Origin of the sequence: Alistipes sp. ZOR0009, from assembly GCF_000798815.1 — a bacterium.
GTDB lineage: Bacteria > Bacteroidota > Bacteroidia > Bacteroidales > ZOR0009 > Acetobacteroides.
Map to the genome: position 1 here is coordinate 348,268 of NZ_JTLD01000004.1, position 14,587 is coordinate 362,854.

The window sequence follows — 14,587 nt, forward strand, 5'->3', positions numbered from 1 at the left end:
CTATCAGCCAACAACAACAATTTCAGCAGAATTTTTAGTTACTTGAAGGCTAGATAGCGACCTATAGCAAAAAATTGTGACCATTCTGAAAATTAGGCACAAAAAAAGCAAAGTAAGAGCATATGAATCCGACTTCAGTAGAAGCAAAACTTAGAGAAATACTATACACCGAAGGAGCCTCCGATCTACAACGAGTAAGTGCACTTGTTGGGATGGTACGCCCTGCTACAGCTTCCGATACCAAGGCAGCAAATGCCAGTTTTAAGGAAATTATTGATGCTCTTACTAAAGATTCAAGTCTAGGAACCACCCTATCGGAAATAATCCTAAGAATAGCAGATTCCTACCACCTGCAAAAGTTCTTTACAGAATGCGGAATTGTTTCGACCAAAAGCTTCTGGTCCGATTTTTTTGCAAAAGCAAACCGTAAATTCTTGCCAGAATACTATCCAGAGGATGACATTCGCCACCTTATTAGGGAGGTGTTTCATCGCGCTACCGACTACATTTGGCTATCGGCGCTATCTGACGAAACCTGGGAGCAGCTTTGCAATATTATAAAAACAACCGACAAGTCAGATTCGACAATATACAGCAATCCAAGCTACCTCCTCGAATCTATTCAGATACTGGCACAACGAATTACGGCCATTGCCTACGAACCCGAGATCGACTCCAAGCTCCCAGATATAGAGGATATCTCCTCGCCATATGTCGACTTAACCAGAGGCGCAATTCTCTTCATAAAGGCAATTAAAGCAAACGAGCAGCCCGAGCTTGTTCGCACCCGTGGAGAGGAGCTCATGCAGCTCATTACCCAATGCAGGCAAGGCGTAGAGCAGATATATGAGAACAAGGATCAGTATGGAGTAGACATGCACTTTGTATACCTTATTAAAAGGCTCGAACAGCAAATCAACCGGCTGCAGCTGCTAGCAGATGTTGTTCTTACAAGAGGAACAAGGCAGGAGTCTACCAGCATACATCGCCTACTAGCCCATCTGCTAAAGGCCGAGAAGCAACAAAACAGCATACAAAAGCACATACACTCCAACCTGCAGCTGCTACTTTATAAGATTGCCGTTAACACCTCTAAGGTAGGCGAGCACTACAAGGTAGCTTCGCGAATGGAATACTTTATAATGCTAAAATCGGCGCTCGGCGGAGGATTGATTGTTGGCCTGCTAGCCTGCCTAAAGATAGGAATATCGTACCTTCCCTTCTCGCCTTTAGGAACCGCATTAGGATACAGCATAAACTATGCAATGGGCTTTGTTGCAATATACATGCTCCACTTCACCTTGGCAACCAAGCAGCCAGCCATGACCGCCTCTACCATAGCCAAAACATTGGCCAACGGGGACTCCACCAACGTTATTACCAACGAGACCAGGCTACTTATAAGACAGATTGCAAGAAGCCAAATTGTATCGCTAGTAGGAAATGTTGCCGCATCGCTCCCCTTTGCATGGCTCCTAACAAAGCTCTTTACGCTAGCCCTTGGCAGCCATATTGCAACACCCGCCAAAAGTATTGCCCTTATGGACGATATAAACCCGTGGCTTAGCCTATCGCTCTACTATGCTGCTGTTGCCGGGGTTTATCTCATGATTTCGGGATTAATTGCCGGATACTACGACAACCTAATACTGCATAACAGCTTCTACCTACGCCTAAAGAGCCACTACCGATTACGAAAAATTCTAGGTCAACGACGCCTTGATAAGCTTTCGCTTTACCTCTCGAACAACCTCGGCAATATTGCCGGAAATATTTTCCTTGGCGTATTCCTTGGCGTAACCTCCACTATCGGACATTTTATAGGTATCCCAATTGATATTAGGCACGTAACCTTCTCTGCGGCCAACTTTGGCATAGCGTTGGCCGAATATCCAGGGCTAATACCAGCTAACATGCTGGCTGGAGTTGCTATCGGGATTTTCGGTATCGGATTGGTAAACGTTTTTGTAAGCTTTGGCCTATCCATAGCCATTGCGCTCTACTCGCACGGCGCAAATCCATCCGAATATGTTCGTCTGCTAAAGGACATCCTAAAAGATTTCCTCAAGGCTCCCCACCTCTACATCTTCCCTGCAAAGGATAGGAAGCTCACAGAGGCAAAAAAGGATCCCCAACAATAGCCTTTCACATTCCGAGATTATAAGCCAATACAACGTTTTTAAACTTATTTTGACAGTCAACAGCCATTCATAATCACATAATTGATGCCATCTGCAAGCTATAAAACATCTAAATAGATGCTTTTTACAGCCATATGTATTATAAATCGAAAAAAATATAATATATTTCGCACATGGTTAAAGATCGCATTAATAACATGTACCATCTATCAGGCAAGGGGCTATATAGCTGCTGGCTTTGCTGATTTAACCCGTCTACATAAAAAAGGCGAGGAGTTCTTCCTCGTGCCTTAATCATCATATTACATAACTAATAGCCGTAAGGAGATAGATACTCCTTCGCATTGTCATGGAAAAAGGAATTGCTTTCGACATCAAACGCTTTGCCGTTAATGATGGCCCAGGTATTAGGACTGTTATATTCCTAAAAGGCTGCCCCCTAAAATGCCAATGGTGCCATAATCCCGAAGGAATAAGCAGGGATATAGAGCTTTGCACCAAAAACGTAAAAGTAGATGGGGTAAGCTACTGCATGCCTCACCGCATAGGGTACGAAACGTCATCAACCGAGCTTATTGCCGAGGTTATGAAGGATCAAATATTCATGGAGGATTCGGGAGGAGGGGTTACCTTCTCTGGCGGCGAACCGCTACTGCAGCACGACCTTCTAAAGGAGGCGCTACAGGGCCTAAGACAGCGAGGTGTACACACCGCTGTAGATACTTCGGGCCTATCCACCTGGAATATATTTGAAAAAATAAATCCCTACACCAACCTTTACCTGTACGACCTCAAATGCATCGATAACGACAAGCATATCCGCATGACAGGCGTATCGAACGCGGCTATTATCGAAAATCTAAAACGGCTATCGGGCACCGGCATCCCCTTTCATATACGGATACCGGTAATTCCCACCCTCAACTTCGACGATGAGGAGATGCAGCGAATCTATACATTCCTGACATCCCTAAAGGGAATTAGGCAGGTAGACCTGCTGCCCTACCACAAGGTAGCCCAATCTAAATACGAACGAATGGGCATTACCAACAAGCTGTTTGAGGAGCGCTCGCTTGGCGCAGAGGATCTCCAATCCTACGCCGAGCTCTTCCGCAACCTTAATGTACCTGTTACTATTGGAGGCTAGAGTACTAAAATCACATAAACGACGACAAACAATGAACGAAAGAGTTAAACAACTACGAGAGGAGAGCTTAAATGCTGTAAACACCCTTTCGTCCGAACGGGGGATACTGATAACCCAGTTCTTTAAAAGTATGGAGGATCATAAGATATCGGTACCTATGCTTAGGGCCATGTCCTTCGACTACATCCTCAACAATAAAAAAATATATATAGGTAAAGGGGAGCTTATCGTGGGCGAAAGAGGTCCAAAGCCCAAGGCTACACCAACCTACCCCGAGATTTGCGTCCACACCCAGGACGATCTCGAAATCCTCAACAACCGTAAGCATGTATCCTTTAAGGTCGACGAGCAAACACGCATCGACTTTAGGGATATCATTACCCCCTACTGGACTGGTCGTACCAACCGCGACCGAATAATGAGAGCCCAGAATAAGGAGTGGAAGAAAGCCTTCGAAGCGGGCATCTTTACCGAGTTTATGGAGCAGCGCGCTCCCGGACATACGGTGTGCGGTGGCAAAATCTACCAGATGGGAATGAACGACTTCATCGAACAAATTGATGGGGTTATTAAGCAGATCTGCGTCCAAAAGGATATCGACAGCAATAAGCTCGAGGAGCTAAAGTCGATGCGGGTTGCAGCCCAAGCCATCATCAGCTACGCCAACAGGCACGCCGACGAGCTCGAAATCCTTGCATCAACCGAACAGGATACGGCTCGCGAGGCGGAGCTCCGCAAGATGGCTCAGGTATGCCGCAACGTACCGGCCAATAAGCCCCAAACATTCCACGAGGCGCTCCAGTACTACTGGTTTATCCACCTTGGCGTAATCACCGAGCTCAACCCTTGGGATGCCTTCAACCCCGGCCGATTAGATCAGCACCTTTACCCCTTCTATATCGCCGACATAGAGAATGGAACCCTAACAAAAGAGGAGGCCATAGAGCTGCTCCAATGCTTTTGGGTGAAGTTCAACAACCACCCCTCACCTCCTAAAGTAGGAATCACCGCGCAGGAGAGCAGCACCTACACCGACTTCTGCCTAATAAACGTGGGAGGTGTTAAGGAGGATGGCAGCGATGGCGTTAACGAGGTCTCCTTCATGATTCTCGATGTTATCGAGGAGATGCGCCTGCTTCAACCCAGCTCTATGGTGCAGCTATCGAAGAAGAACCCCGACAGCTTTATCGATCGAACCATCCACATCTCCAAAACTGGCTTCGGGCAGCCCTCCATCTTCAACACAGACGCCATGATCCAGGAGATGCTCCGCCAAGGAAAAAGCATTACCGACGCCAGACGCGGAGGAGCCAGCGGATGCGTGGAGGTGGGAGCCTTTGGAACCGAGGCCTACTGGCTTTCGGGCTACTTCAATATCCCCAAGATATTCGAGCTTACCCTAAATAACGGATACGACCCCAGAACCTCGCAGCAGCTTGGCCCCAAAACAGGCGACGCCGCCGCCTTCACCTCCTACGAGGAGCTGCTTAAAGCTTTCGAGGAGCAGGTAAACCACTTTATGCGCATCAAGATTGAGGGTAACGTAAAGAACGAGCGCATATTTGCCCAGTTTATGCCCGTTCCTTTCCTCTCCATTTTGGTGGACGACTGCATAACCAACGGTGTAGACTACAACGCAGGCGGAGCACGCTACAACACCACCTACGTACAGGGTGTAGGACTCGGAACCATTACCGACTGCCTCTCGGCCATCAAATTCCACGTCTTCGAAAAGAAGAACGTAAGCATGAGCATCATGCTGCAAGCGCTAAGAAGCAACTTCGAAGGCTACCAAAACCTGCGCAACGAGCTTATATTCAATACGCCAAAGTATGGTAACGACGACGATCGCGCAGATAGATGCCTAAACGAGGTATTTGAGATATACTACAACGCGGTTGACGGAAAGCCAAACCCCAGAGGTGGCGTACACCGAGTAGACCTGCTTCCAACCACCTGCCACATCTACTTTGGTAAGGTAACCGGAGCATTACCCGATGGAAGAAAGGCCAACACCCCTCTTTCTGAAGGTATATCCCCCTCGCAAGGCTGCGACACCAACGGACCTACCGCTGCCATAAAGTCGGCTTCCAAAATAGACCACGTACGAACAGGAGGAACGCTGCTAAACATGAAATTTGCTCCCCAATTCTTTAAAAACGAGGAGGCTATTAAGCGTGTATCCAGCTTAGTTCGCAGCTACTTTAAGCTAGATGGCCACCATATTCAGTTTAACGTGGTTAATGCCGACACGCTCCGAAAAGCGCAGAAGCAACCAGAGCTATACCGCGATCTGATTGTAAGAGTTGCGGGCTTCAGCGACTACTTCAACGATCTGGGTCCTGAGCTCCAAAACGAAATTATCACTCGCACCGAGCATGAATCCATATAGCATAGCTTAGAAGCCTTACGCCTCTACAAGCCTTTTTAGGGCTACCGGCTCCAAGAAGGGTAGAGCGCTGAAGGCGACCTAGCTGTAGCGCTTCTTCTATAAGTGTAACGCATACCTCCATCATAGGGGTATGCGTTTTTTCATATCCCCCCACAAAAGTAGCGGCTTCGAGGTGCTGACGGTCACCTTACCCGCACCCGCTTTTCAGAATTGCATGTTCCCTCTTAGGCAGCACTGCCAAATTGAGCGAAATACGAGCAAGTAGCGCGCTAAAACAAGCCCAAAGATGAGAGGCAGCGCAGCCCTGCCCCATAGTGCCTTAACCTTGGTCAAGGATTCCACAAGCTAGATCTAGGATGATGCAAACAAGATCAAAGATGAGACAAATACGATAATATATAGATCAAACTAGACAATATATGAACCAAACTAGGTAATATATGGATCAAAGTAGACAATATATGAAGCAAATACGATAATATATGAGACAAATACGATAATATATGAAGCAAATATTATAATATATGAACCAAACTAGGTAATATATGAAGCAAACTAGACCATATATGCCCCCTTCACTACCAAATATAATACAGCAAAAACCTTTTACCAAACGACGACAAAGCACTATATTTCAAGATGTTTTAAGTGTATAAGAAACAGCAATTGCACCGAACGGATTTAGAAGCAGGTGTAACCATAAAAGGAAAGAACCCTACTACCTTGATAAGGAGTAGGTGCCACAGAGCCCTTACCCATCGCTACCTAAGCAGGACCCCTTAGCCAGAAATGCCGTTAGGTGCAGCTATCGTGTAAGGGATGGCCTCCATTACCTGCTAGCTGCAGGGCGGTAGTAGCCGCTGCAGCAAAAAGCGACCACCACGCCAGCGGGAAGTAAAAATATCAAAGGGAGCCGAACCTGAAAGGCAGCAACGGACAGTAGGAAAAAGTATGGGAGCCCGCCTTAAAAAGCAGCAGCAGCCAAAGTGCTGCCACACATAGCGACGCTACCCTGCCTATACCATAAGCCAAGGGGCTAAACGGAACGGATATCCCCTTTCACCAAAAAAGTAAGGCTACCCGTTGGGTAGCCTTACTTTTTATAATTGCGTTTAAGATATCTTACTATGCGTCAATAAGAGCTGCATATTGCTCTGCAGAAAGAAGCTCTTCTAGCTCGGCAGGGTTAGCAACCTTAACCTTAATCATCCAGCCTGCTCCGTATGGATCCTTATTGATGCTGTCTGGTTGGTCAGCAAGACCACCATTAACTTCAATAACTTCACCAGCAAGAGGCATAAATGCGTCAGATACTGTCTTAACCGCTTCGATGGTACCAAAAACTTCCTCTTTTTCAAGAGTTTCGCCTTCTGTTTCGATCTCAACGAAAACGATATCTCCTAGCTGACCTTGAGCAAAATCGGTAATACCGATAGTTACAACGTCGCCATCTACAAGAACCCACTCGTGATCCTTGGTGTACTTAAGATTTGATGGAATATTCATAGCTTTAGTATTTTATTGTTAGCATACCGCTCTAAAATCCTTTCGATTTGCTTCCAAAGTTAAACAATTTTCCAACTTAAACTATTGTCCGATGTTATATCTTACACTGAATCCAAAAGAAGTATTTGCAGTTGGATAGGTGTTGGATATCAACGGTTTATTTATGACCCTATCAAAGAAAACTCGAAGGTTTATTTTCTCGTTAAACATATAGTCCGAGCTCAGCTTCATTGTAACGGTATTTCGCCCGTCCGAAGCCTGTACTAAATCCTCCACAATCTTCCGAATAATGGTCATATTGTTGTTAAAGGCCAGCCCGGCATCAACCTTTAGGTAGCTGGCAACCACCTTTTGGGTCTCGTTATCGATCCAACGAATCGGGTTATCTAGGCGATAGCCAACCGAGAAGTTCCACTCGTTAGTTCTAATTTCGGTAATCTGGTTGTTGGTAAGGCTTAAGGCAATAACCCTTGTCTTATTAACACGCGCCTGCGTCTGAAGGTTGTTTGCCCAGCCCACATTAACACCAAACAGCGGATTAAAGTACTCCGATATGCTCACGTTCACAATCTCGTGGCGAGGAATGAAGTCGTTCTGCGCATTTCGGACGTAGCTAAATCCGTCGGTAAACGGATCGTAGGTCGGATTAGAGTTGTAGCCGCCAATAGTGTAAACAGCTCGGTACGAGTGCTCCAAATCCGCATTCTTTATGTAGGGCTTCAGCACCTTCATTTTCGATAATCCCTGGTAACGAACAGTCCAGTTCGGAAAAGGAATGCTTGAAAACGGCTTTAGTCCAACTTTACCTGGTGTAAACGAGGTGTAGGCTGATAAGAAGGCCGGAAGCATAACATCCTGCGCCAGCTTTCCGTAGCCATCGGCATAGCCATCCTTAACGTTGCCCGTATACCCGTTGGTAGAACCAGCGGCCCGCTCTTGTGCCAACCGAAGGGAGATAACAGATCGGTCTGACAGGAATCGTTCGAATGCCGCCGACTTATAGTTATTCCCCGAAGTGGGACTTTCGAAGGCCGAACCAATACCCAACACCGAGATGCTAAAGGTTCCGTTAAACACCGTCCCAGCATCCTGCGCGGTTCCGTAACGGCTCTGATTGCGCGAGTAGGAACGGTTACCGGTTAGGTCAATAATCAAATCTTTTATCGGCTCTACGGATGCCCTATAAGAGAATACCTCCATATTCGTCATTACGAATGGAGAGTTAAAGTCGCTATTGTTTACCAGCCATCCCTTTGCCTGAGCAACGTCGTAGATATCAGCATCCTGCTGCCCAAGTATGAAGCTTAAGCCCGGAGCCAACCCTGTCGACGAGCTGTTGGTTCCAAACCAGCTCGAAGATTTGCTGTATCCTGGTAAAATGGTTCCCTGATTTAGCGTGTAGGTGGCACTTACATTTCGAAGCCCCATCAGCATCCGCAAGCCGAGCTTGCCAGCATAGATTAAGGGGTTAGGGGTATACTCCACCTTACCCGTAATATGCACGGTAGCCCCCTTAACAGTCTCGGCAACCTGAACCGAAACACGCCCCTTAGAGACAACCTGCGTAACAGCATCCACGGCCTTGCCGTTGGCGTCGTAAACCGCTATCTTTATATCTACACCCTCCAAGTCGTGGGAGATATTTCGCTTTCGCCCCTTGTAAAGGGTCATCTTTTCGGTCTTATACGTCTTCTTAACCAGCACCACCGGCTTGGAGTTTGGATTATCAAACTCCTGGTTAATAGCTCGCAGAAAAGGAATCTTATTGTAAAGCGTTACCATATTCAAACTTCCATTCAGCGAAGTTTGGTTCATGTTCTTTATGGTATTACCAACCGAATACTGCGACCCTGCTGGCATTATAGGCCCTGCATCCCAATCGTATCGGGCATCATACCCAGCCGATGCTGATACCCAGTTAAACAACGGAATCTTATTTATTGGAATGGTATAACGAACATTGAAGGCATGGTCGTAGTGAACGTTACGTCCTCCCATGGCAATGTTTCTCCAAACCGAATCCTTCCAAACCTTGTAGGCATCCCTATCCCTTCGCTTATCAACAATGCCTTCGGGCTCATCTATACGCGCTAGGTTGTTTGCCGAGAAGGTAAGCTTGAGGTTGCGGGTAATATCCCACTGCAATGCGTAAACCCTATTCCAATAAAAATCCTTGGCATACGACGATGGTATGTCCACTCCGCTTTTAGGCGATAGGTTTCGGATCTTTATCTCGTTGTAGTTGCGGGTTATCTCCGATATAAAGCTAAGCTGCGAAGGTACATAGCCTATATTGAAATCCTTTATCAGCCTCAAATAGGGCGAACTAACAACCCGGTTGTTAACCCGTCGCAAAGGCTCGAAGTACTTAGGCGTTGTATTGTAGGCGTAGCTAAATATTCCTCGGTAGTTCTTCTGCAGCTGGCGTTCCATTTGCGGCGTACGCGAGTACATCTCGTTGTAGGCGTAGGTAACCGAGAAGTTAGATGGCGAAATGAGCGCAAAGCTTTCCGATGGCTTAGAAATTCCAACATTGGTAAAGTTGATGCTCTTTCGTACAGTTAACTCCTGCGCCAAATTACGTACCGAGTCGCGAGCGCTCTGCGTAGGAATGTAGCTTAAAGAGGTATGCAACGGAATATCCTGATCTGTTGGGCTCCACTTCTCGTTTGCTATTGCCTCCGAGTAGCCTACGTGCATAGGAATGCGAACTCCTAGCTTATCGGGGAAAAATTTCCCCAGCTCAAAATCACCTGCAAGGTCGTAGGTGTATATCTCCTTCTGGTTACGGTTGTTCAGCTTGCTCTCCAACGATCCAAAGCCGGGGGTCATCGTGCTTCCGGCAAGAGAAACAACACCAAAATCGGCCATCTTGGCCATCATCCGCGCATTGGCCGCCCATCCGGTTGACTCATCAAAGTTACTTAGTCGCAATTCGTTCACCCAAACAATACCTGCCTTGGGCTGTCCATCATCTGCTATACCATTTTGCTTGGAAGGGTTTCTGATACCAATCATTACGGTACGAACGTTGCTCAAGCTGGGATTCCCCAAAATTCGAACGATGTTTGCTCCATCATTCACCGCAAAAAGCTGGGTTGTACTTACCGCCGAGCCCAACGCACGCATGGCATCGTACCGCTTTAGCTTGATATTCTGGAACACCTCTAGCGCCAAGTTGAATGCATTCTCCTTAGGCCAAACAATCTCGCGGTCGTGCTCCCTATCGCTGCTGTACTTTCCGTATGGCGTTAGCTGAAGCGGAATTTCATACTCGTAGTAGTTATTACGGTAGTCGCTTCCTAGGCGAATAAAAATCGATAAGTCGCCATTTTTCAGCGGTTGGCCATCAATAGCTTCCGCATGGACCTCCATCTTTAGTCGCTTATACTGGCGGAAATCGTATCCCGTTGTTTTGTAGGCAGCCCTAGCATCGCCATCCTGAAGATCCAGCACCTTTAGCTGCATCCCCTGCTCGTTCTCCCGGCGTATCTGCGGGTTGCTTGGATCTATAACACGGTCGATACCTGGAGGTAGAATATAGTTTACCGGCGTTCTGGCCGAGTTTTCCTCAATATTCACGGTCGAAATATCCAACGATCCGTTGGTGATATTAGGCACGGTTCCTGTTTGGCCATCCAGCAACGAGTAGTTATACTTTCGCCATTCTCCCTTAACCAGCTCTAATCGAGCAAAACGAAGAATAGTGGTATCGTCAAAACCACGTAGCATCATACGAATAAAACGAATAGACTTGAAATCTTGGATGGTTCCAATTACCTTTTCGTAATCCGAAACGGGAATCTTAAACTGGTACCAGCTTACTTTGCTTTTCCCCGTAGGCGTGTCAACCTCCACATCGCGCTTGTCGCTAACGAAGTTCTTGCCAACCTCTAGCCCATTCGCCGATAGCGGAATACGATACTGGAAGTAAGACTCCGCATCACTCATTGTGTTATCGCGGTTGATATCTTCGCCATCAGGTATAGATGTTGCCGAGGTCGAATAGGATTCGCCCGTTTGCTCCGAGGCAGGAGAGTTTCCCTCCATATTATTAAATCGCTTGTAGCGATCAAGAATACTCATCTTCTGATCATCGAGCACCTTCCCTCTAAAATAGCGGTAGTTGTCGTTCGATGGGTCATTCGCCGCATCCTTATATATTTTTGAGTCAGCACCAAACATCAGCTCCAACTTTTTGAGGTAATCGGAGAAAAAGCTCTTCTCATCATTATCTCCCAATCCATCAAAACCAATATCCTGATACTTCCGTGCAGTCGAGTTGTTATCAAAGGCATTCACAAGCGCCTGAACTAGCGGAACTCGTCCCCAGGCTGTTGTATCCACCTTGGTTACGGTGCTACTTGTGGGTAAACCATTCTCAAACGACTTTCTCCCATCTCGTAAGATATCCTCCGAAATGTTTCCTAGGTTGAAAATTAAATCTCCCCCGTTTTTCTTCGGATTGTAAACAAACGGATCCATCATCCAAAACTCGATGTAATCAACGTTTGCTGTTTCAAAGTCATTAATGGGTAGCGAGCGCATGATACCCGCCCAACGTGTTTCTGGCGCTGCCAACGTTCCATTGGGAGTTAGCCCCTTCGAATAGGTCGAGCTGGTAATGTCGTAGTTATAGGGACCTTTCTCCTTAGGATAGTAGGCTAGGTTTAAAACAGGAATCACGTTGGGAATCCCAGCCACCTCATCCTTCTCGGGGAAAAGTTCCCGCTCTCGAATTTCCCGAACCCAATGGCTCGATTGCTGCTCCTTATCCCTTTTTATATGTGCAGGAGTGTAGCTGTTGTTCCTTAAGAAAAGAGGATCGATGGAGTACCACGCTAGTAAAGCTCGGTTATACCCGTACGCTAGGTTATTCGAAAGATTACCTTCGGGAAATTTATCGGGCTGCCCTTGTGGGGTCGAAGCCAAAACCCAAGCATTCCAGCTACGCAGGTCGATTGGTATCTTTGCTCCTTCAAAATCATCAATGTAGGAGTTTCCTGCACGTCCTACCGTTTTTGAATGGCCTGGAATAAAGTGGGCAAACTCGGCCTCGAAAAGAATGCTCGACGGAGCCTGTGTTTCTATCAGCGGTATCTTCTGAACCAAAGAGGTTAGCCAAGGAGCCTTGTTTTGGTACGAAAGGTTCAATCCCCAAATGGTGTTAGATATAGGCTCATCCGAAAAGGATACCTTCTGGGTCAACGGACGCTCGGTCAGATTTAAGATTGTTGCTCCGACATGAAAATTATCGGAGATCTTATAGTCGAAATGCGAACCAACCAGCGTCTTTGTCTGGATATTAAACAATGCCTGACTTTCTAAGGAGACCTTGATGGGAACTCCCGATTCAAGATATGCCTGGTTAATAATCTTTACTCTACCCAAAGCATAGTCTACCGTATAATCTATATTTTCGGCCAGCTTCAATCCTCCAGCAGTTACCAAAACCGAACCTTGAGGAACATTCATCGCATTTAACGATATCTCTGAGCCCGAAGAAGATTGGAATGTTCCAAACATCTTGAACTTATTCTTATCGGCCATCTGCTTCGCCTTGGTAAGCGACGAGTCGTACAGCTCTTGAAATACATACTTGTCGGCTATGGCATTATCCCCAATTCTACTTCTTAGGTAGCTTCCAAAAGGCTGCAAAACAGGGAAAATAACTTTTCCTCCCTGCGACAGAATGGTAATTCCATCTACAAAGTCAAAAACGCCATCGGGATATGGATCGCCCTGAGAGTTTAGCCTATCCAAATTCATTACGCTAAGCAAAGGCTTGTTTTTAATGGCTCCCTCCGGAATGTAGTTAACGCTCGTCCCTGCCTTGCTATCCTCGTAAAGCACATCCATGTAGAAGTTATCCTTGTTAACCTGATAGGTTCCAATGGAGTAGATGTTCTTCATCATCAGATGCCAGTTCGGCAGCTTAGGGGTTAAGTTTGTTCCCTTTAGCAGCTTTACAATTAGAGCCTTAGGTGCTTCCACCCCATCTGTCGAAAGCTCCCCCACCTTATAGGTCTTACCATTGAGCATATACTCGTAGGCAACCCCTAATATTTCGTCGTTATTAAGTGCCGTATTAAGCGAGATGTAGCCCAGCTTACTATTTACGGTATACTCGTTCGGATTTAGACGGCGCGCATTTTCCAACTTCTCAAAATCTTCGCTTTGCGCTAGCCCAAGTCCCGATAATATAGATGTTGTTTGGTCGATTTGGCGAATTCCTGAGTAGGCTCCATTCATCATGGAGTAAAGGGTGTTGCTCCCATTGTCGGGGAAAATCGCAGATGGACTACCCGTAAATATTCCTGGCTTATATATGTTCCGCTGCGACTCGCCTAAATCTAGAAAGGCAACCACATTACGGGCATTTTCAAACTGTGCGGTCTTATTGGTAACCCAAATTTCAATCTTTGTTATGTTGATTCCCGACTGAATTAGCGGAAATGTTGATAACGACTTATCATAATTCTCCCTAAAATAGTGGCCTACCAAGAAGTGACGGTTGGCATCGTAGCTATCGGCGGCAACCTCGAACTGTTGATTATGCGCACCACCCTTTAGCTCCACCGACTGGCTCTGCCCTCTTTGGCGGCTAAAAATGGAAGTCATCGTTAGGTTACCAAACTTCAGCTGCGTCTTAAATCCAAAAAGCGATTGGCTTCCAGTAATCAACGTTCCTGGAAGCGGCAAGGATACATTACCCGCCTCAATCTTTTGGATTATCTCATCCTCCGAGCCGGTATACTCTACCTTTACGTTATTCTCAAAATCAAATGTTGCCTCGGTGTTGTAGTTGATGTCCATCTTCAGCTTATCACCAACCATCCCAGTAACATTCATCTGCAGTTTCGACTGAAAATCGAAAATGGTACTCCTTCGAAACTGCTGCGCAATAATAGGATTGTCAGTCCTGTTTGATTTAATCCCAAGAATAAGCTCAACAGAACCGCGTGGAATAATAGATATGGTATTGCTTCCAAATACTCTATCAAAGCCATCGCCTCCAACCGTGAGCGTTGGGATTAGGGCATTGGCCAATGGAGCACCGACTGTGCTCATATTAGATCGTTGCTGAAGGAGTAGCCCCTGCATGGCTGTCTGAGTTCGGTACCGCTGGTACTCCTCTCTGCTCATCACCTTGTACGGAATTCCCCTTCCTGCGCTTTGGTTCTTATAGAAAATATACCGATCGCTTTTAGGATCGTAAACCACGTAATCGCCAGACGCCGGGTCTGTATAAAGAGGCTTTATACCGGCACCATCCTTCTTGGTCACCTCTTCTTGCTGAGAAAGATCGGCAAAGTTTACCGTTCGGAACGGCGTCCCTGCAAATGCAGATGTACTCCCCAATAGAGCAATTGCAATCAGTAATTTTTTTATCATTCCCCT

Annotated in this window: 5 protein-coding genes; 3 read left to right on the forward strand and 2 right to left on the reverse strand. The window is 46.5% G+C overall.

Annotated features, from left to right (window positions below; genetic code table 11):
- Positions 1-122: 122 nt before the first annotated feature.
- From L990_RS02190 to hypD, 3 genes are all read left to right on the forward strand, one after another.
- Positions 123-2,141, forward strand: a complete 2,019-nt coding sequence (locus L990_RS02190; protein ID WP_047445000.1) for a hypothetical protein — start codon at positions 123-125, stop codon at positions 2,139-2,141.
- A gap of 349 nt (positions 2,142-2,490) precedes the next feature.
- Positions 2,491-3,288: a glycyl-radical enzyme activating protein gene (locus L990_RS02195; protein ID WP_047445002.1), complete on the forward strand. Its 798-nt coding sequence runs from the start codon at positions 2,491-2,493 to the stop codon at positions 3,286-3,288.
- A 31-nt stretch (positions 3,289-3,319) separates the two neighbouring features.
- Positions 3,320-5,680, forward strand: a complete 2,361-nt coding sequence (gene hypD / locus L990_RS02200; protein WP_047445004.1) for a trans-4-hydroxy-L-proline dehydratase — start codon at positions 3,320-3,322, stop codon at positions 5,678-5,680.
- A gap of 1,125 nt (positions 5,681-6,805) precedes the next feature.
- Here the strand turns inward: hypD and gcvH are convergent.
- Together gcvH and sprA are read right to left on the reverse strand one after the other, a co-directional pair.
- On the reverse strand, positions 6,806-7,186 hold the full coding sequence (gene gcvH, locus L990_RS02205) for a glycine cleavage system protein GcvH (RefSeq protein WP_047445007.1): 381 nt from the start codon (positions 7,184-7,186) through the stop codon (positions 6,806-6,808).
- Between the two features lie 81 nt (positions 7,187-7,267).
- Positions 7,268-14,581, reverse strand: a complete 7,314-nt coding sequence (gene sprA / locus L990_RS02210) for a cell surface protein SprA (protein WP_047445009.1) — start codon at positions 14,579-14,581, stop codon at positions 7,268-7,270.
- Positions 14,582-14,587: the final 6 nt, after the last annotated feature.

Coding starts and splice junctions, on each gene's coding strand:
- L990_RS02190 (WP_047445000.1), top strand. CDS start 123: ATGAATCCGACTTCAGTAGAAGCAAAACTTAGAGAAATACTATACACC.
- L990_RS02195 (WP_047445002.1), top strand. CDS start 2,491: ATGGAAAAAGGAATTGCTTTCGACATCAAACGCTTTGCCGTTAATGAT.
- hypD (WP_047445004.1), top strand. CDS start 3,320: ATGAACGAAAGAGTTAAACAACTACGAGAGGAGAGCTTAAATGCTGTA.
- gcvH (WP_047445007.1), bottom strand. CDS start 7,186: ATGAATATTCCATCAAATCTTAAGTACACCAAGGATCACGAGTGGGTT.
- sprA (WP_047445009.1), bottom strand. CDS start 14,581: ATGATAAAAAAATTACTGATTGCAATTGCTCTATTGGGGAGTACATCT.